This window comes from Methanococcoides sp. NM1 (genome assembly GCF_900774285.1).
Lineage (GTDB): Archaea > Halobacteriota > Methanosarcinia > Methanosarcinales > Methanosarcinaceae > Methanococcoides > Methanococcoides vulcani.
On the sequence record NZ_CAAGTW010000002.1, the window covers coordinates 191,036 to 209,650 of the forward strand.

The 18,615-nt window shown below is 42.5% G+C and carries 21 protein-coding genes and 1 pseudogene; 8 read left to right on the plus strand and 14 right to left on the minus strand.

Annotated elements, in window-relative coordinates; genetic code table 11:
- Positions 1-66: 66 nt before the first annotated feature.
- From purQ to E7X56_RS12275, 6 genes are all read right to left on the minus strand, one after another.
- Positions 67-762 (minus strand): phosphoribosylformylglycinamidine synthase subunit PurQ, encoded by a 696-nt coding sequence (gene purQ / locus E7X56_RS02915; RefSeq protein ID WP_135604688.1) that lies wholly within the window; start codon positions 760-762, stop codon positions 67-69.
- Positions 763-1,011, minus strand: coding sequence for a phosphoribosylformylglycinamidine synthase subunit PurS (purS, locus tag E7X56_RS02920; protein ID WP_091690769.1), 249 nt, complete (start codon positions 1,009-1,011; stop codon positions 763-765). It abuts the gene before it with no gap.
- Positions 1,012-1,098: 87 nt separating this feature from the next.
- The gene (locus E7X56_RS02925) at positions 1,099-1,644 is read right to left on the minus strand and encodes a CDP-alcohol phosphatidyltransferase family protein (protein WP_244603377.1); all 546 of its coding nucleotides are present in this window, start codon (positions 1,642-1,644) and stop codon (positions 1,099-1,101) included.
- 117 nt (positions 1,645-1,761) lie between these two features.
- Positions 1,762-2,382, minus strand: a complete 621-nt coding sequence (locus E7X56_RS02930) for a tetratricopeptide repeat protein (protein WP_167879427.1) — start codon at positions 2,380-2,382, stop codon at positions 1,762-1,764.
- Between the two features lie 141 nt (positions 2,383-2,523).
- A complete protein-coding gene (locus E7X56_RS12270) occupies positions 2,524-2,649 on the minus strand; it encodes a hypothetical protein (RefSeq protein ID WP_371413338.1) in 126 nt (41 codons plus the stop codon).
- Positions 2,646-2,849, minus strand: coding sequence for an MMPL family transporter (locus tag E7X56_RS12275; RefSeq protein WP_371413339.1), 204 nt, complete (start codon positions 2,847-2,849; stop codon positions 2,646-2,648). Before E7X56_RS12275 ends, E7X56_RS12270 begins: the two co-directional genes overlap by 4 nt.
- Before the next feature lie 221 nt (positions 2,850-3,070).
- Between E7X56_RS12275 and E7X56_RS02940 the strand changes: the two genes are divergently transcribed.
- From E7X56_RS02940 to E7X56_RS02950, 3 genes are all read left to right on the plus strand, one after another.
- Positions 3,071-4,612 (plus strand): asparagine synthetase B, encoded by a 1,542-nt coding sequence (locus E7X56_RS02940; protein WP_167879428.1) that lies wholly within the window; start codon positions 3,071-3,073, stop codon positions 4,610-4,612.
- 14 nt (positions 4,613-4,626) lie between these two features.
- Complete coding sequence (locus E7X56_RS02945) at positions 4,627-5,316, plus strand: diphthine--ammonia ligase (RefSeq protein ID WP_135604696.1); 690 nt, start codon at positions 4,627-4,629, stop codon at positions 5,314-5,316.
- A gap of 306 nt (positions 5,317-5,622) precedes the next feature.
- Positions 5,623-6,165 (plus strand): TIGR00288 family NYN domain-containing protein, encoded by a 543-nt coding sequence (locus tag E7X56_RS02950; RefSeq protein ID WP_135604698.1) that lies wholly within the window; start codon positions 5,623-5,625, stop codon positions 6,163-6,165.
- Positions 6,166-6,273: 108 nt separating this feature from the next.
- On the opposite strand, the gene E7X56_RS02955 is transcribed toward E7X56_RS02950, so the two are convergent.
- The 7 genes from E7X56_RS02955 to E7X56_RS02985 all read right to left on the minus strand — a co-directional run bounded on the left by E7X56_RS02955 (position 6,274) and on the right by E7X56_RS02985 (position 12,312).
- Entirely contained in the window at positions 6,274-7,452 is a 1,179-nt protein-coding gene (locus tag E7X56_RS02955; protein WP_135604898.1) for a homocitrate synthase family protein, read from the minus strand.
- Positions 7,453-7,521: 69 nt separating this feature from the next.
- Positions 7,522-8,358, minus strand: a complete 837-nt coding sequence (locus tag E7X56_RS02960) for an NAD(+)/NADH kinase (RefSeq protein ID WP_135604700.1) — start codon at positions 8,356-8,358, stop codon at positions 7,522-7,524.
- Between the two features lie 4 nt (positions 8,359-8,362).
- A complete protein-coding gene (locus E7X56_RS02965) occupies positions 8,363-9,163 on the minus strand; it encodes a bifunctional fructose-bisphosphatase/inositol-phosphate phosphatase (protein WP_091690751.1) in 801 nt (266 codons plus the stop codon).
- A 26-nt stretch (positions 9,164-9,189) separates the two neighbouring features.
- Positions 9,190-10,197 carry a type II glyceraldehyde-3-phosphate dehydrogenase gene (locus tag E7X56_RS02970; RefSeq protein ID WP_135604702.1) on the minus strand — a complete coding sequence of 336 codons (1,008 nt, stop codon included), beginning with the start codon at positions 10,195-10,197 and terminating at the stop codon, positions 9,190-9,192.
- Between the two features lie 163 nt (positions 10,198-10,360).
- Complete coding sequence (locus E7X56_RS02975) at positions 10,361-10,549, minus strand: CooT family nickel-binding protein (protein WP_091690748.1); 189 nt, start codon at positions 10,547-10,549, stop codon at positions 10,361-10,363.
- A 138-nt stretch (positions 10,550-10,687) separates the two neighbouring features.
- A complete protein-coding gene (locus E7X56_RS02980; protein WP_135604704.1) occupies positions 10,688-11,563 on the minus strand; it encodes a DUF89 domain-containing protein in 876 nt (291 codons plus the stop codon).
- 338 nt (positions 11,564-11,901) lie between these two features.
- Entirely contained in the window at positions 11,902-12,312 is a 411-nt protein-coding gene (locus tag E7X56_RS02985; RefSeq protein ID WP_135604706.1) for a helix-turn-helix domain-containing protein, read from the minus strand.
- Between the two features lie 166 nt (positions 12,313-12,478).
- On the opposite strand from E7X56_RS02985, the gene E7X56_RS02990 reads away from it, so the two are divergent.
- From E7X56_RS02990 to E7X56_RS03010, 5 genes and pseudogenes are all read left to right on the plus strand, one after another.
- On the plus strand, positions 12,479-13,135 hold the full coding sequence (locus E7X56_RS02990) for a corrinoid protein (RefSeq protein ID WP_135604708.1): 657 nt from the start codon (positions 12,479-12,481) through the stop codon (positions 13,133-13,135).
- Positions 13,136-13,151: 16 nt separating this feature from the next.
- Positions 13,152-14,528, plus strand: a pseudogene (locus E7X56_RS02995) (monomethylamine:corrinoid methyltransferase).
- Between the two features lie 1,015 nt (positions 14,529-15,543).
- On the plus strand, positions 15,544-16,920 hold the full coding sequence (locus E7X56_RS03000; protein WP_135604711.1) for an APC family permease: 1,377 nt from the start codon (positions 15,544-15,546) through the stop codon (positions 16,918-16,920).
- An 18-nt stretch (positions 16,921-16,938) separates the two neighbouring features.
- Entirely contained in the window at positions 16,939-17,202 is a 264-nt protein-coding gene (locus E7X56_RS03005) for a monomethylamine transporter (protein ID WP_135604713.1), read from the plus strand.
- Between the two features lie 13 nt (positions 17,203-17,215).
- The gene (locus E7X56_RS03010; RefSeq protein WP_135604715.1) at positions 17,216-17,458 is read left to right on the plus strand and encodes an AcrB/AcrD/AcrF family protein; all 243 of its coding nucleotides are present in this window, start codon (positions 17,216-17,218) and stop codon (positions 17,456-17,458) included.
- Between the two features lie 156 nt (positions 17,459-17,614).
- On the opposite strand, the gene E7X56_RS03015 is transcribed toward E7X56_RS03010, so the two are convergent.
- Positions 17,615-18,610, minus strand: a complete 996-nt coding sequence (locus tag E7X56_RS03015; RefSeq protein WP_135604717.1) for a hypothetical protein — start codon at positions 18,608-18,610, stop codon at positions 17,615-17,617.
- Positions 18,611-18,615: the final 5 nt, after the last annotated feature.

An 18,615-nucleotide genomic window follows, 5' to 3' on the forward strand; every position in this document is an offset into this window, starting at 1 on the left:
GGATAAACTAGCCTAGACTATAATTAAATTAAAATGAATGAAAAAAGTGAGTATATTCAGGTAATATTACCTGTTGTTAATATACTCCACCATTGATTGGAACATCCTGACACCATCATCGGAGCCAAGGATAGATTCAGATGCTCTTTCCGGATGGGGCATAAGTCCCATTACATTCCTTTTTCCGCTCAGTATGCCTGCAATGTTCTCCTGTGAGCCATTGGGGTTTACTTCATCGGCTACATTACCATCTTTATCCACATACCTGAAAGCTACAAGCTTTTCATCTTCCATATTTGAAAGGGTCTGCTCATCAGCATAGAAATTACCTTCCATATGGGCTATGGGTATCCGGATAACTTCGCCTTCCTTGAAAGCGGAAGTAAATGGTGAGTCCGTGGTCTCTACTCTCAGGTAGGTCCCTTCACATCTGAACTTCGGGTACATGTTGGTTGCAAGGGCACCATTGAGCAGTCCTGATTCAGTGAGTATCTGGAAACCGTTACAAATACCCATTACCGGCTTACCCTCATCTGCCATCTTCTTGACGGAATCCATGATCGGTGTGCGTGATGCGATAGCACCTGCGCGCAGGTAGTCACCATAGGAGAAGCCTCCGGGTATCACTGCACCTTCGAACCTGTCAAGGTCATGCTCCTTGTACCATACAAGTTCTGCATCCACACCGACAACGTCTTTCAGTACGTGCAAAACATCAAGATCACAATTGCTTCCACCAAACTGAATGATGGCTATTGTCATTTAAGCTTCCCTCATGTCGATGGTGTAATTGTGTATGATCGGGTTTGCGATAAGTTTCTGGCACATCTCATCAACCTTCTTTTCTGCCAGTTCACTGGACTCTTCCTCAAGGTCAATGATATATCTCTTTGATGTCCTCAGTTCGTTAGTGTGATATCCAAGGTGCTCCAATGCCCTTTTAATGGTGGTACCTTCCGGGTCGAGCATTCCCGGCTTAAGCTCGATTGTTACTTCTGCACGATATTGCATTTTGATCCTCTGTTTTTGCTATAATGTGATTAGGGATATAATGGTTATCAAGCAATTAAAAATATCGCTTTAACATCCAATTTTAAGTTATAATGTTTGTTTTGCATTCCATATCCTTTGTACAAGGGTCAGGTGTGCAAGTACTGCTATAACGGCTACTGCAATTAAAATATATCCTGTGATAGCTCCCACTACCAGTATAATAAGCCTTTCAGCTCTCTCTGCAACTCCTACGTTCATCGAAGTAGATCCTGCGGCTTCTGCTCTGGCACGCGTATAGCTGACCATGTATGAGCCGATCAATGCGAGAATACACCATAACCACAACGGTGCCTGCAACAGTGTGGTCTGATAAATGCTCCCGTTCACCGAGCCGTAAATGATGCCTGCAAAGATGACAGCATCCGCATACCTGTCACAGACCGAATCCAGCACACCTCCAAATGGTGTGATATTTCCAGAGGCTCTTGCGACTGCACCGTCAAGGACATCGAAGATACCGCTTAGCATAATGAAGATCGCACCCATGGTGAGCTCACCTATGGCAAACTCAAGGGCTGCAATGCCACTGATAAGAAGTCCTATGATGGTCAGGATATTTGGTGAGATAGGAATGTTCTTTGCAAGCGGCAAAACCGAGATTCTGATCGTGTCTTTTAGTTCATTGAAAATAATTGATCCCTCTTGCGATCAAGTTCTTTTTATAGGGCAATGTTATTAATGAAATTACTGTTTGAAGTTATTTATCGTTTATTGCTCACCAGCGCCTTTTAGCTTTTTCATTGCATTTGCCATATTGTTCTTTGCATCTTCATAGTCCGGATCCATGTTGAGAACTTTTGCAAAGCAGGTAATAGCTTCCGCATATTTGCGAAGATGGTAATATGCAATACCTTTCTTATTCCATGCAAGAGCATATTTTGGATCGATCTCCATTGTGACATGGACATGCTCATAACATTTGATGGCTTCCTCATACTCTCCCAGTATGTCATGGAGCATTCCTTTATTTATCCATGCATTATCATATTTAGGATCGACCTCGAGGGCTTTCGTATAGGATTTGACCGACTCTCTATGGTTACCGAGATATGAGTGTGCAATTCCTTTGTTGTACCATATATCGGGATTAAGGGAATCAAGTTCTAATGCTTTTTCAAAACAGTAAACGGCTTTCTGATATTCACTGAGGTCACAGTAAGCGATCCCGGTGTTTGTCCAGACCAGTGCTACAGCTTCCTCCTTCCACAAAAGAGGATCTCTGGAATCGGATTCGAGTATTGCAGAATAATATTCTACTTTTTCTTCCGGATATTCTGCGTGGAAGCCAAGATTGAACAGTTGTTCTATTGTTCTTTCTTTCTCTTCCATCAAAGACGACTCCATTCTTATTTATGAATAAAAAGATAAAAATCTATCTGTTTTTAGGCATGCCAAAAATCAATTTGGATGCTTTGGACGCACAGGCATCTTTCAAATTAATAGGGCAGGCTTAGAATATATATTCAGTGGTCAATATACTTCATTGGTTTCGGGCATTGCAATTCCCAGTCTTTTGTCCCTCCAGCTGTCAAGGTAGACGAGTGCTGGTGGGAATACAATGAATGTAGTAATGAGTGCCAGTGCAACATCGATCAAGTGACCACACCAAAATTGCTGTTCATCGATAATGGGGATGCTATCAATGTTGAGAATCCAAAGAGTGTTGTGAGGCATGAGGTGATGATCGCCTTTCCTATCTTCTTACTTGCCTCACGCATGGCTTCCTCAGGGGTGTGCCCCCTCTCCTTCTCTTCAAAATAGCGGTCCATCATCAGGACCGCATCTTCGGAACCCACGCCAAGTTTTTCGAATAGTTTTTTCAGAAATATCTCTCCTTAGTCCTCATCACATTCCTTTTTTGATGGTAGTAAGACCGGAACGAGCCTATGATCCTTAAATTACTGGTTTAAAAAGAGTTGCATGGGCTATATATTTTTGTATATTCATTTGAATTTCCCGTTTTATCTCCTTGTCTTTTGCTTTTTTATGTCTGCTAATGTATCCGATACATAGATATATGGTTGACAGGTTCTTCCAAATAATGGGCAGGATCGCAGGTTATTTTAACACAGATAATACGGGAATCGATTCCGGTGCTATTTTCAGGGAGATGAAAAAGCGCGGAAACTATGATGCTCTTATCTACACAAAGGATGAAGTTCTTAGTTTCTCATCCGGATTGGAGGTCCCGGACATGTTTTCTGATGGTTCCCTGATAACTTTCTTTGATCCTGTAATGGTTCCTTCACTAATTCCTGCAATAACTCCCTCAATGATGGATCTTTCATCATCTACAAAGGATATCATAACTGTTTGTGATGCTGATCTTTATAACTGGAAACATCTGTCTGAAAGTTACGGAAATGATGTTGCAGGTGCTATCAGGAACGATGCTGATCTTCTTGTTCTGTTCCTTGAAATTTTGTTTAATAAAGTAGCTGCCGATAAGTTAAATGAATCGGAAACTCTCTCCTTTCTTGACACATCACTTCGTCAGCTGCGAGGTGTTTATGCATTTGGCTGTAAGGTGGATGACAAAGTGTATATTGCCAGGGATCTCATAGGTGTCAGACCTCTCTGGTATGATCTCTCCGGAGGTTTTGCTTTTGCTTCAGAGAAGAAGTTCCTTGAAAAAGCAGGTTACAGGGAAGTAAAAGAACTTTCTCCCCGGCAAATATTATGCTATGACCTCGAGGACAACACAATTACGCTGCACGATCGTGAGTTCCTTTCCGAACTTACTGAGGTTGAGGGGTCAGAGGATGATGTTCGCGACGAATTGCTGAAATTGCTGAAAGATGCAGTTTCAATACGTGTTCCCGATGAGAACTTCGGTGTCATGTTCTCCGGAGGTATCGATTCTACTATCCTTGCATCCATCTGTAAGGACGCAGCCGAAGCAAAGGGTGTTTCTGTTATCTGCTATACGGTTGGTCTTTCAGGTGTTACTTCTTCGCCGGATATAATATGTGCTAAAAGGATAGCCGAAGAACTTGGATTTGAACTGAAGGTCCATGAGATCGACCTTGAGACGGTTGAAGAGCACCTTAAGGTCGTCGTACCTCTTATAGAGGATGCCAGTGTCCCCAAAACCGGTGTTGCCATGACCATGTATGCTGCAAGCGTTGCAGCAAAGAAGGATGGCATCAATGTCCTTTTTGCAGGTGCCGGTGCAGATGAGCTTTTCGCAGGATACAACCGTTACAAGCAGTCCGGGAACATAAACCAGGATTGTTTGAGGGATATCCTTGAGATGCATGAGGTGAACACATACAGAGATGACACTGTTGCAGCGTTTACAGGAACTGTGCTGCGTCTTCCATATCTTGATGAGAAGTTTGTGGAGTATTCACTGGCTATCCCGGAAAAGTTCAAGATGTCTGATGACATGAACAAAGTGGTTTTGCGCAGGGCAGGCGAGGAACTCGGGTTGTCAGAAGCGATTACAAAGCGCAGTAAAAAAGCTGCTCAATATGGGAGCCGTTTCGACCAGGCATTGAAAAAACTGGCAAAGAGAGCTGGTTTTAGTAACAAGACCGAATATATCAATAGTTTTTGAAGGAGACTGATAGAGTGAAACTAGGTGTTCTTTTCAGTTCAGGAAAAGATTCGAACTATGCATTGCATATTATGCAGGAGAGGGGATATCCCATCGAATGCCTGATAACCATAAAGAGCAGGAACCCTGATTCTTACATGTTCCACACTCCCAATATCGACTTGGCAAGACTGCAGGCAGAGGCTATGGAACTACCTTTACTGGAGACCTTCACGCAGGGTGAGAAGGAACTTGAGCTTGAAGATCTCAAGAACGCTATCATAGAGGCGCAGGAAGAATTCGGCATTGAGGGAATTGTGACCGGTGCATTATATTCCAATTACCAGAAGGACCGGATCGAGAAGGTCTGCACGGAACTGGGACTTGAGTCGTTCTCTCCGCTCTGGCATATCGATCAGGAACAGGAGATGAGGGAGCTGCTGGAAAAGGGATTTGAATTCATCTTCAGCAGCATTGCAGCGTATGGTCTGAACAGCAACTGGGTCGGCAAGACCATATTTGGCAGTGATGTGGATAAGCTTGTGAAGCTTAACGAGAAAATCGGTCTGAACATTGCAGGTGAGGGTGGCGAATTCGAGAGCTTTGTTACCGATGCGCCTATGTTCGGGAAAAAGATAAAGATCAATAAGTTCAAGCTTGTCGAACGTGATGAGTACACTGCAAATGTTGTAATTGAGGATGCAGAACTTGTGGATAAAGAATAATCTTTATTTGCTGGCAAAGGGTTAATTTTGATCGAACCTATCCGATCAGAAAATAGTACCTTTGTATATCGTTATCAAATACATATTCTCAATTTCCATTTGGTACAGTTAATAGTGTCAAGCGGAGATTCTAAATAATAGTTGCTCATTTCTTAAAAGGAAGGGATGGAGGGACATATTGCAATTTAGATCGATCACTTGTAATCCAGGTGTGATCCAAGTTCTTGGATACTGCAATGCCCAGATAACATAATCATTATAATCGATTAGGGAATTTATTATATTAATAATAGAATTGAGGGAAGCATGCAGAACGTTAAAACAGGATTTAATTCCATTGTCAAATATCTTAGTACAAAAAAGGAAACCGACAGGAGACGTATAGGGCTCCTTGTTGACGGCCCGAATGTACTACGCAAGGAATTTAATGTGAACCTTGAAGAGATACGCGATGTGTTAAAAGAATATGGCAATGTCAAGATCGGCAGGGTATTCCTGAACCAGTATGCATCGGATAAACTTGTAGAGGCAATCGAGAATAATGGTTTTGAGCCTATCATCTGCTCCAGCGATGTTGATGTACGTCTTGCAGTAGAAGGAATGGAGCTTGTATATAACCCTACAATTGATACAATTGCACTGGTAACAAGAGATGCTGATTTCAAACCACTTCTAAGCAAGGCCAACGAACATGGGAAGGAAACCATCATCTTTGGTGTTGAACCTGGATTCTCAACAGCTCTACGCAACTCGTCCGATTATGTTGTAATACTTGAGAACAACCGGATGAACTATCACGATGAGGAAGAGAATGAAAGAATAAAGCAAAAAAGATTCACATCAATTTAAAGTCCCATGTGGCTATACAGCCATAAATATTCTGCATGCAAATGATTTTACATGCAGTTTCTAAAATTATTAAAACTTTGATCGATATTCTGGAAACATTAAACCAATTTATTCCTTATGGGATTGAACAGTTTTAATAAGAGTTTCCAGCCTTTCACGAGATAATCCTTTTTTAACCTCAGTACAGTTCTTTACTTTAAGAATAAGATCGCAGAGCTCATCATGGTCTAAGCTATATCCAAGATTCTGCACTATTCCTTTAAGCGCCTTTTTACCAGTGTGCTTGCCTACTATAAGATTACGCTTTCCACCTACCATTTCAGGACTAAAGAGTTCATAGGTCCGTGGTTCTTCCAAAATTGCCATTACATGAATGCCTGACTCATGAGTAAAAGCATGTTTGCCAACTACGGACTTATTCACTGCGATCGGCAATCCGGAATATTCCTGGACCTTATTTGAGATGCCGGTAAGCTTTGTAGTATCATATCTTTCAATTCCATGTTGCACCCTTAATGCAACAAGCAACTCTTCAAGGGAAGCATTGCCTGCCCTTTCTCCAATACCATTGACCGTGGTATGCAGCTGCTTTGCACCGGCTTCTGCAGCTACAAGAGTGTTTGCAGTTGCCATTCCAAGGTCATCGTGGCAGTGGATGCAAATAGGTGTATTGACCACTTTATCGATCTCAGACACAAGATAATGAGTAGTTGCAGGGCTTAAAATGCCAATAGTATCTGCGATACTCACATAATCCACTTTATAATCTTCTGCTGCTATGAACGCTTTTTTGAGAATTTCCACATCGGTCCTGGTGCCATCCTCTGCTGCGAACCTGACCTTAAGGCCATGATCTTTTGCATGCTCGATACTATTCATTGCACAGCTAAACACATCTGCACAGCTTTTGTGGTATTTGAACTTTAAGTGAAGGTCTGACATTGCAATAAAAATACTAACAATATCAACATCACAATCGATCGCCGCGTCAACATCACTTATTACAGAGCGTGCAAGACAGCAAATATTTGAATCAAGTCCCAAATTGCTGATCTCTTTGACGATCTCTTTTTCAGAACTGGAGACAACAGGAAATCCAGCTTCGATAACCTCGACGCCTATAGCGTCAAGCTCCGTTGCAAGGTCGATCTTTTCTTCCTTTGTGAAAGCTACGCCTGGAGTCTGTTCACCGTCCCTCAATGTCACATCACATATCTCGATGTCAAGAGGTTTCATATCGATGAAGTTCATAAGTTCATTTTTGGAATAATCATCAGTGTTTGACATAGTATTGATTCCCATTCGTTGTTTGAGGAAGCAATATATAAATATGTAGGTTTTGAACCTAATTTTCCATCATCTAAGCTTGCTCTGTACCCTCTCATAAAACCCGCTTGTAGAGATTTCTACAAACCTTGCAGGGAAATTAGACATTGTCAGTGTGACGACATCATTCTCCTGTATATTATGAGTGTACTGTCCGTCAACTACAAGGGCTGCTTCCTTTTCAGGGGTGATCATCTTGACCTTGATAAGACTATCCGCAGGAACGACCCAGGGTCTTGAAGATAACTTGAAAGGTGCAAGGGGCACAATAAGCGTTGCATTGACGTTCGGATCGATGATAGGTCCGCCCGCACTCATTGCATATGCAGTAGAACCGGTAGGAGTGGCGATGACAACACCATCAGCACGTATATCTTCTACTTTTCGATCATCGATAGTGATCCTGAAGGTCAGTATCTTTGCAGGTCTTGCAGTTGTAAGCACAACTTCATTGGTTGCAGGTGGTATTTTTTCCCCGTTGAGCTTGACGGAAAGGCGGGAACGTTCACTGTACTTGAAGCCCTTTAGCACTTTTTCAATGGTCTCAATGGCCTCTGAAGGATTTACATCCACAAGAAATCCCAGTGTTCCCATGTTTATGCCTAATATTGGAAGCGGATCTTCCATACGGGCAATATTGCGAAGTACGGTACCATCCCCTCCTACGGAAATAAGAAGTTCGACACCTTTTTCCCTCATTTCCTCCACAGGGGTGATTTCCACATCATGCAGATCAAGAGGGTCGGCTGTTTTCGAAGTGATAGCGATGTCAACTTTTGATTTGAAGTGTTCCACGATCTCCCTGACCATCTCAAGTGCATCTTCATGGTCACACCGCGATACGATCCCGATCTTTTTGAGGGTCATAGTATTACCTCCTAATAAGCTTCAATATCTCAGAATGCGCATGTCCGTTCGAAGCTACCATATAAAATGGATTTATTACACTGCCCCTGAGCTTAAGAGGGGAGCCTTCGCCATCAGTGACCTTGCCTCCGGCTTCTTCGATGATCAACTTTCCGGCAGCAATGTCCACAAGACGCAAGGAACCGCGAACATCGACGAATGCATCAAGCCTGCCTGCTGCCACATAGCATAATTCCAAAGCCACACTTCCAAATATCCTGATCCTGCGAACGTTCTTACAAAGGCCTACTGTTCTTTCCACATTCCTGCGATAGCCATAGAGACTTATGCAGAAATTGTTCAGGACAGAATTCCCGGAAGGGGTGATCTTTTTACCATTAAAATATGCTCCCTCTCCCAACCCGGCATGGAAAACATCACCATTTGCAAGGTTCCTCACATATCCGAAATAAACAGAAGAAAGATCCGGCTCACCGATAGCGATGGAAATGCTGTAGGCAGGAATACCATTGGCAACATTGTATGTGCCATCAAGAGGATCCAGAATTATAGAAAATTCAGGATCTTCACCCAGTTTGATCTCTCCGAATTCCTCACTTAAGATCCTCATTGAACGACCATCTTTTCTCAGGGTCTTAAGTATGGCTTTTTCTGAAACATCATCAATTAGTTTGGTATCGGTACCATCGGCACCCACATAGACCGTTTCGAAGGCCTCAGAGGTATCGACCAGATCGGAAATTGCATTTGCGGCAGCATCTGACAGGAGATCACAGAATTCCAGCGCCCATGAGTAAGTTTTCATATTAGATAGAAAAAATGATGGGCAGATCAGATGCCCATTTTACTGTTCGTTTCAACAATGGACTTCTGTCCATCGCTTTCAAGTTCCATCATTGCACGAATAGCATCCACATTCTCAGGTATGACATCTGATTCCTGGTGGATCGCCTGGAAGAAATAGAGTTCTCCTTCATACATTGTGATGGATTCATTCCATATGCAGTTCTCCCACATGTCACCCCTTGGTCTGCCAAGATCCTTTGCAAGCTCCATGATCTCAGCTGTGGAAGTAATTCCCTGACCTACGAACCTGACACGACTCTGTTCTGCAAGAATGCTCTCAACGTCCTCTGCAGTACATTCCTTCTCAAGCTCAAGGTTGATCGTATGCATGTGCATCAGTGTTGTAGGAAGCTTGACAGCTGTGGTCACAATGTCAACGTTAGGTATGACGGTCTTTACATCGGGACCGTGGTGAGATGGTAATTTGATGGGGTTTGGAATGATCGCATTGATAGGACCGTGCTTAATGTCACCCGGATCAGCAGATCTCCTCATAAGTGTGACACGGGCCTTCTTTACGCCAAATTCCTTATCAAGTGGTGAGATGACACGACAAAGGCCTGTGGTGTTACATGATACTACCCTGACAAAGTCCTTGCCAAGTGCTTCTTCGTAGTTAGTTTCAGCATTAAAGGAGCATCCTGCAAGTTCATGGGCTTCGCCACCCTGCCAGATAGCCTTAACACCTGCTTTTTCGTAAAGCTCTTTGTTGGTAGCACCCACTTTACCAGGAGTACAGTCAACTACAAGATCAGCTGCTTCTATCATATCCTCAACTGTACCTGTAACTTCAATGCCTTCCTTTTCCATTGCTTCTACCCTGTCAGCAAGAGTATAGATGGCATATCCTTTCTCCTGTGCCATTGCAGTCTCAAAGTTAGGGCGTGTCTTTGCAATACCGATGACCTCCATATCATCCTGAAGCATTACAGCATCTGCCACTCTTTTGCCGATAGTTCCATATCCATTTATTGCAACTTTAGCTTTTGTCATTTAATGTACCTTCCATTACGAATTTGACACAATTCTCTATAGTATATCAGTATGAACAGTAATAATTTGACACCCGGAGCACACGTGGACCCACGAAGATAAAGATCATCCGTAGCAAAGACCATACTTAACCACCGATGTGGCTCCTCATGTTCCTGTTAATTCAATTTCCAATAATTATCGTTTCCCCTTTTGAAAAATCGACCTCTTTTATTGTACCAAAGATGATCGCCTTTTCCCCGAATATTCCAGTAAGTTCTATGGAATCTCCATCAACCACCATTTTAGTGACTGATTCCATAACCAATTCCCTTTCATCGCCGTTGATAACTATTGCATTCAGTTCGCACATATTTGCACCTGTTATTGATATTATTGTGATGGTACGTCAGACCATCGGTGAAAGTATTTTGAACTTATTCATATGCTTTAGATTACGCATTAATATGTTCTAATAATAGATAACTACTTTCACACAATCTTCCAGACCTCATCTCACGAGCTTTGCAACGGAATATCCCATTTCAAGACCCATGTCTTCTGCTACAGCTTCGCATTTGGTACGAAGCAGGTATGCAATTGGTCCAAAATTCCTTTCGGACATGGTCTCATAGTTGGCCATACCTTTACTTATGATAAGACTTGCCTTCCCAAGAGCATCGATGAATTCAGCAGGTGCTTCCTCAAAGCAGACGCCTACAGCATTTGAGCCAGTGGTCAGTACACGATCCACTTTCTTGTCCAGCTCCAGCTCCCGAACATTCTCCATTGTAACATCAGTAAGCATAGGGGCACCGCGTACTACAAGTGTGATCTTGCCACCAACTTTCCTGATAATATCAAAAACAAGTGTATCAAGGATGATCTCGCCGCAATTGTCAACCACATACACAACATCATCAAGCATTCCGAACATCTCGGAGGTATCATCCACATCAAGACCTGTTCTGAATATCTCTGCAAAGGTCTCATCAAAAACATCTTCTCCGACGTCAAAGCCCATGATGCCGAAATCAAAGAAGTTTCCTATGACCGATGCGAGTACTGCCCTTCTGAACATCTCCTCATCTGTCGGATCACCATCATGTACCAGGGAATGGGCGTACGGATACACTTTTTCAGCGATCCGGTTGCTCAATTGCCTGAGCTCAAAATAGGGGTCTTCGTCATTGAGAACCTCATAAGCTTTCCTGTGGATGGCTGTTGATACCACCCCTGCAGGCACCCCGGGCTTATAGGTCTCTTTGAGCACATCGATCCCTGCCAGCATGGTCTTGTGTATCAGCTCAGTGTCATTGGTTGAAAGCTGTGCTTCATAGTGCACTCTGGAAAGAAGGCAATACGTACATCTTGCATCCATTTTCATTATTTTCGCTCTTTAAGTTGTAATAATAAGTAATATCGATCTTCAGATGGATGTATCAAATAGGCGTCATACACATAAGTTTAACTCAAAGTACTCTCATGTGCCCTGACACGGCACTGAACGAAGCGGAAGAATCCTTCCGGCAAGAATTATACTTAATGAAACCACGCAAATTTGTAACAAAAATGACCTTAAACGGTGAAAATAATATTCAAAAAGAACAGTTATTTCCGATTTAGGTGCATATTATATAAAGCTATTGTTGTAACTTGTTTATATACCTACATAAGTACAGAAAAAAAGAAAATATGGGGAAAAGAACAAAATAAAGTAATCTTTTAATCAAGGGACTTAAGAATAATCCTAACTTGTTTTAATGAATACTCCACTCCAAATTTCTCTTTGATCAGGCCGGCAACCCGGGCAGTTGTCCAGTTCTTTTGCACCCTCATATATAACTTCAGATCATTCCTCTGGTCTTCGCTTAGTTTAGAAGGTCTGCCACCGCCATGCCGAGGTAATAATCCTGCATAACCGTCCTTATTCCATCGTTTTTGCCACACATATGCAACCTTCTTAGTAACTCCTACCTTGGTTGCAGCCTCCTCCACGGAGTCTCCCATATATCTATATCGGATAAAGTATAAACGATCCAGTACTTTGATCAACGTCTCAATATATCGTATCCTTTTGTTGAGTTCCTGATGAGTCAATTTTTTTTGAATGGGAATCATTTCTGTTTTTACCATGTCTGTTGATATGGATTTATAAGTATAAATACATTGGTTTCAATTTAGAAAAGCTTAAATACGAGTATTCGCAAGGATTATTTGCAGTTGAACAGGACAAACGACCTTTCGGGAAAACAAGACTTTCCGATCGGGCTGTAAAACTGCTATTAAAAAGGTGATGAAAATGGGAAATCAGGAACTTTTTGACAAACTTAAAGATGCAATAGTAAACCAGGACATTAACGGATGTCCAGCAATAACGCAGGAAGCTCTCGACGCAGGAATATCTGCCTTCGACATTATCAACGAAGCACTTGCACCTGGAATGAAGATCGTAGGAGACAACTTCGAAGCAGCAACAATCTATCTTCCACAGATCATGATGTCTGCAAAGGCAATGAAAGCTGCAATGGAGATCCTTGAGCCAATCCTCGCTGAGGAGAAGGGCGAAGACGAAGGTGTCGGAACCGCTGTAACATTCGTACAGGAAGGAGATATTCACGATATCGGCCACCGTCTTGTTACAACAATGCTCGGTGCAAACGGCTTTGAGATCATGGATCTTGGAACAGATATTCCAAATGAGGATGTAGTAGAAGCAATTGCAAAGAACAAGGGTAAGAAAATGCTCCTTGTCGGTTCCGCACTGATGACAACATCAATGCTCGGCCAGAAAGATGTAGTAAGGTTACTTGAAGAAGAGAACCTCAGAGATTCTGTCAAGATCATGTTCGGTGGCGCACCAGTCACAGATGAATGGATCGCTGAGTGCGGTGCAGACGGCACAGCCGAAAACGCAGCAGAGGCAGCAAGAGTAGCACTTGAGCTTATGAGCGCATAAATTAGGGGAAATTAAAATGACATTCACAAAATCAGTAACTTGCTTTGATTTCTATGACCGTGCACAGAAGGGTGAGAAAGCTACCCAGGATGACTGGGATCTGATGACCATTCCAATGAAGGCAATGGAACTCAAGCAGAAATACAACCTTGACTTCGGCACCGAGACCGTTCCAACCGACAAGGATCAGATGGAGAGACTCTTCAAGGCAGGTTTCGAGATGCTCCTTGACTGTGGTATCTACTGTACCGACACAAAGAGGATCGTCAAATATACAGAGGACGAGATCTGGGACGCTATCAACAACCCAATGCCAGCATTCCAGCTCGGTACCGGCAGAGATTCAGTACAGATGAAGAAGAGGACAGTAGGCGACAAGAGAAAGCCTATAGTACAGGGCGGTCCAACCGGATCACCAATTTCCGAAGATGTATTCGTTCCACTTCACATGAGCTATGCACTCGAGAAGGAAGTCGACACTATCGTTAACGGTGTAATGACCTCAGTACGTGGTAAGCCACCTATACCAGGCAGCCCATACGAGATCCTCGCAGCAAAGTCCGAAACAAGACTTATCAAGAATGCAGCAGCAATGGCTGGCAGACCTGGTATGGCTGTTTAGGGACCTGAGACCTCACTTTCCGCACAGGGAAACATTGCTTCAGACTGTGTCGGTGGTCAGGTAACAAGTGACAGCCACGAAGTATCACAGCTCAACGAGCTTAAGATCGACCTCGATGCAATTGCAGTTATCGCACACTACAAGGGTAACAGCGACATCATCATGGACGAACAGATGCCTATCTTCGGCGGATACGCTGGTGGTATTGAGGAAACAACCATTGTAGACGTTGCAACTAGCCTTAACTCCATGGTAATGAGCAGTGCAAGCTGGCACCTTGATGGTCCTGTCCACATCAGATGGGGATCCACCAACACCAGAGAAACCCTCCAGATCGCTGGATGGGCATGTGCAACCATCAGTGAGTTCACAGACCTTATGACCGGTAACCAGTACTATCCATGTGCAGGTCCATGTACCGAGATGTGCCTCCTCGAAGCAGCAGCACAGTCCGTAACTGACACAGCATCCGGCCGTGAGATCCTCTCAGGTGTCGCAGCTGCAAAGGGTGTCATCACTGACAAGACAACCGGTATGGAAGCAAGGATGATGGGAGAAGTCGCACGTGCAACAGCAGGTATGGACATCGACTCCGTAAACGCTGTGATCAACAATATCGTCTCATCATATGAAGGCGACTACGCAACAGCACCTCAGGGTAAGAGATTCCAGGACTGCTACGACATTGCAACCGTCACACCAACCGACGAGTACGTCAAGGTATATGAGGGTGCAAGGAAGAAACTCGAAGACTTCGGTCTTACATTCTAAGACTAAGATCTTTACAAGATCCTTTTTGCCGGCAGGATCTGCTGGCACTCTTTTTTCTTTTCTGCTACGGCATTTTTTACTGCGCATTCAATTACTTATGTGATGGTGTGCAGGATTTATATCACTTGATTCTGAAAGCACTTCTGATCCTGCTTATAGTGGGAATCTATAATGATAGAAATATTCATTTCAGCAACAACATCATTTCTTGTATCTTGCTAAACCGCGCATGGACATAATATAATAATTCTGAAATGTAGTACTACAAGCCCATACCATACTAATGCATTAGAATTATATCCTGATACAACAGCAGGAGCTATGCTACTGTATTAAAATCATGGCCAACACACAAGGAACCACACGAGAATAAACTTAAGGTCATAAGATATTGTAGAAAGAACTTGCAGAACATTCCAATTTAACCTACATATTAGTGTTCTTGATATTTTCGAGCCAAATCATGCGTTTCCTGAATTACCCAAAAGTCTGGATATTGAAGCTCGTTTTGATGAAATTTTGATAATATGCATATGTTTTTAGAATAACATACAGACTCTTGTGTTGTTGTGCGGCATCATTTCGCAACGTTTGTAAAAAATTTTGCTGGGCGTTACACAAAATATATATACTTGATTTTTGTCAAAGCTAATGCCATGTGATTTTATTTAAAGTCGGCATTTTTTTATATATACATTAACTAACACTTATATGCAAAAAAACAAAATATATTTATAATATTTCCTAAGACACGTCATTCCGGTTACCGTTATAGCAAAAAATATATAAGTAATAATGTTATTTGTGGCAGAAATTCAGCAAACTAAACGTAATCTATCCTTAAAGGGATTTCATTGTCGATTACAAAAATTAATTGCTAGAAAAGTAAAGGTGTAGAAAAATGGATACATGGACTATTATCAATGGGATCATCTATCTGACCTGCTTCGCTCTGATCGGTTGGATGATGTTAGATGCCAGTAAAGTCTCAAAATGATTTGTTATGGAGAATTATATGTCTGGAAATACGAGTTCTGAATCTGCTGGTCTGATAAAGACACTGCGTCCATACCATGTATGGGCATTGGGTGTCGGTATCGTTCTGGTAGGTGAATACATGGGTTGGAACTTCACAGTTGCAAAAGGTGGTATACTTGGAGCCCTCTTTGCAATGCTGGTTGCCGGTACCATGTACGTAATGGTTTCTTTATGTGCTAGTGAATTAGGATCATCCACCAAACTTGCAGGTGGACCATATGATTGGGCAAGATTGTTTGTCGGACCTGGTGCTGCAGCTCTTGTAGGTCTTGCAGTATACATGGAGTTCATTGCTCTGGAAGCAGCCGACGCTATTGTCGTAGCATCCATCGCACAATCAATATTCCCGGAAATACAGACATTCCCGGTGACATTGCTCGTTATTGCAGCACTTACATTTATGAATTACCGCGGAGTCGTTGCGGCTTTAAACCTTAATTTCGCACTGACCTTCACCGCATTATTAGCGATCATCATATTCTTCTTTGCAAATATAACAGGATTTGCAGGAACATGGCATCCTGAATATCTGATCTCAGGTGCAATACCAAATGGTTTTATCGGTATTTTTGCAGCACTTCAGTTCGGCCCATGGTTCTACCTGGGTATTGAAGGAGCAGCAATGTGTGCTGAGGAATGTAAGCACCCAACAAGAGCAGTTCCTCTTGGCCAGCAGGCCGGCATGATAACACTCCTGTTAGGATCAGGAATGACATTGTATATTTGTTCAGGTATGATACCAACAGCTGAGCTTGGTGTTTCTGTTTATCCATTATTCGAAGCTGCATCAAGAACAGGAGTACCTTTCCTTGTAGCAGCCCTTGCAGTAGGTACATTGTTTACCTGTCTGGCAAGCGCAAACGGTTGTGTTTGCGACTCATCACGGTCATGGTTTGCCCTCTCAAGGGACAACTTCCTGACAAACTGGTTTGCTGCTGTACATCCTAGATACAGCACCCCCTACAGGGCAGTCATTTTCACAATGCCCATAGCTATTGCATTTGCATTCAGCGGATTCTTAGATCAGGTTATCACCTTTTCGATCGTATCAGGTCTTGTCTGTTATGTTATGATCCCATTTTCCCTGATCCGCTTTAGAAGGATGTTCCCCGAACATACCAACAAGGTCCGTCCGTTTGTCGGACCACTGCAGCCCGCTCTTGCATACCTGACGATAATAATGGCTATTGTGATCTTGTCTACCCTGAATTGGGGATACAGCTACAACCTCATCTTCGGACTGATATTCTATGTGATCGCATACTTCTACTTCACATGGAGATACAAGAGCATTGAGATCAGCCACGACTGGGGAGAAGACCTTGGATGGCCGGAACCCGCTCATCGAAAGTAAGAGGAGGAGGAGAATAATATGGTAAACAAAGCAAAATATCACAATGATCTCAGAAAAGACGCAGGAGTGATCGTTCTGGTACTGGGACTTCTGTATTTCTCAGAGACCTTTATCTTTTACAGAATAATCTCAACAACATGGGATGCAATACCGGAAGTACGCATGTTATTCCCGGTCTACCTCGTGTTCCTGATCATGTTGCTTGGAATCGAGACCATTGGATGCTTAAGAGTATATAAGTCGATCAAACAGCATATGTTCGATTTCAACTATTACGACTGAGGAGGTTGGAAATATGGCAAAAACTGAAGAAAGAAGCATGGTAATGCAGATCGTTGATATCCTCTTTATCTTCGTGGTTGCAGCAATATGTGTAGTTGTGCCTGTTATTATTCAAGGTACAGTGCTTGTAGGCTGGGACGGGACCGGAAGCATGCAATTTGTCTGGGACCCTGTAGCATATTTCGGTCTTCTGGCAGTTATCCTGACATTCTTCACAGTGATACTATATCACTCCGTGAAGAACTACAAATACTAAATCGAGCACAAAGAAGTTGTATAATTCGTGATGTAACTTCTTCTTTTTTAACTATTTTTTACTTTCTTAAGAAAAATTGAAGTGAATCAATTAAGTTAGTAATTAATTATCGGCAAATACTTACGGATCGTCTTGCGTTAATCTTTTCTATTCCCATTAAGAGCGCTTTCTGTAATGATTTATCAAAACAATAACGACAAAGATCCCGCCTGCAATTAGTCCTACTATCCCTGCCGGATGGGTATAATTCGATTCCACAACTGTGTCATTCTCTAATTCATGCTCTTCGGAATCCAAAATTTTGCTAATTTCAGAATCAACAAGATCAGACCAGACAACATCAGTTTCCGTTGATTCGGTCTCCCATATCTTGTAAACTCCACCATCAATAAGATCAGGCCAATCAACAACAAAATTAATCTGTTCGCCTGTGAAAGATGCCGTATGGTTTGCTATCTCTGTGCCATCATCATATCCAAAGTGATATTTTTGATTGCTTGATGTATCTGACCAGGTGAATGTTATATTATTTGCCGTACCTCTTTTATCCAATACCTGCCAGCGAATATTACACATTTCGTTCTCTGGATCTTCGTATAATACCTCGATCTTAACAGTTGCCTCACCAGATTCAGTACCATACAGATAAAAGATAACATCCCTTTCAGATGATGCCGACCACACAGTTGATCCACCATTATTACGATAAAATGCATTGCCAGAATGGGTGGGAGATCGATCATCAACTGCTACCATATGATTAGTTCCTGCTACCCTGTTTTTCATAACGACTGCAATTGAATAGTCATTTCCTTCCATCAACTTATAATTATTGAATTTAAACGTAATTAGCTGAGGAGAACCAGAATAAGTGCTTGCATAAACAACATTAGATGAAGCTAGAGCATTTTCAAGATTTACAGTATTCGGTATTCCGGAACTACCAGCCTTTCCCACAGCACTGAACAGCAAAGCCTGTACTTCAAAATCGCTGGATCCTGACCAACTTAGATAAAAATCAACGGAGTTTAGACTGTAATCTCTGTTTACAGTAAATGTCTGACCCCACCCGGCATCATTTGCAGTGATGCTCATTGTTGTACTGGTAAAATCAGTTCCATAACTATCAATTCCATCTGCGGATACAACCAAAGGAA

What these genes read in the sequence shown, in the direction of transcription:
- purQ (WP_135604688.1), bottom strand. Translation starts at nt 762, where the DNA reads ATGACAATAGCCATCATTCAGTTTGGTGGAAGCAATTGTGATCTTGAT.
- purS (WP_091690769.1), bottom strand. Translation starts at nt 1,011, where the DNA reads ATGCAATATCGTGCAGAAGTAACAATCGAGCTTAAGCCGGGAATGCTC.
- E7X56_RS02930 (WP_167879427.1), bottom strand. Translation starts at nt 2,382, where the DNA reads ATGGAAGAGAAAGAAAGAACAATAGAACAACTGTTCAATCTTGGCTTC.
- E7X56_RS02940 (WP_167879428.1), top strand. Translation starts at nt 3,071, where the DNA reads ATGGTTGACAGGTTCTTCCAAATAATGGGCAGGATCGCAGGTTATTTT.
- E7X56_RS02950 (WP_135604698.1), top strand. Translation starts at nt 5,623, where the DNA reads ATGCAGAACGTTAAAACAGGATTTAATTCCATTGTCAAATATCTTAGT.
- E7X56_RS02955 (WP_135604898.1), bottom strand. Translation starts at nt 7,452, where the DNA reads ATGTCAAACACTGATGATTATTCCAAAAATGAACTTATGAACTTCATC.
- E7X56_RS02960 (WP_135604700.1), bottom strand. Translation starts at nt 8,358, where the DNA reads ATGACCCTCAAAAAGATCGGGATCGTATCGCGGTGTGACCATGAAGAT.
- E7X56_RS02965 (WP_091690751.1), bottom strand. Translation starts at nt 9,163, where the DNA reads ATGAAAACTTACTCATGGGCGCTGGAATTCTGTGATCTCCTGTCAGAT.
- E7X56_RS02970 (WP_135604702.1), bottom strand. Translation starts at nt 10,197, where the DNA reads ATGACAAAAGCTAAAGTTGCAATAAATGGATATGGAACTATCGGCAAA.
- E7X56_RS02975 (WP_091690748.1), bottom strand. Translation starts at nt 10,549, where the DNA reads ATGTGCGAACTGAATGCAATAGTTATCAACGGCGATGAAAGGGAATTG.
- E7X56_RS02980 (WP_135604704.1), bottom strand. Translation starts at nt 11,563, where the DNA reads ATGAAAATGGATGCAAGATGTACGTATTGCCTTCTTTCCAGAGTGCAC.
- E7X56_RS02985 (WP_135604706.1), bottom strand. Translation starts at nt 12,312, where the DNA reads ATGGTAAAAACAGAAATGATTCCCATTCAAAAAAAATTGACTCATCAG.
- E7X56_RS02990 (WP_135604708.1), top strand. Translation starts at nt 12,479, where the DNA reads ATGGGAAATCAGGAACTTTTTGACAAACTTAAAGATGCAATAGTAAAC.
- E7X56_RS03000 (WP_135604711.1), top strand. Translation starts at nt 15,544, where the DNA reads ATGTCTGGAAATACGAGTTCTGAATCTGCTGGTCTGATAAAGACACTG.
- E7X56_RS03005 (WP_135604713.1), top strand. Translation starts at nt 16,939, where the DNA reads ATGGTAAACAAAGCAAAATATCACAATGATCTCAGAAAAGACGCAGGA.
- E7X56_RS03010 (WP_135604715.1), top strand. Translation starts at nt 17,216, where the DNA reads ATGGCAAAAACTGAAGAAAGAAGCATGGTAATGCAGATCGTTGATATC.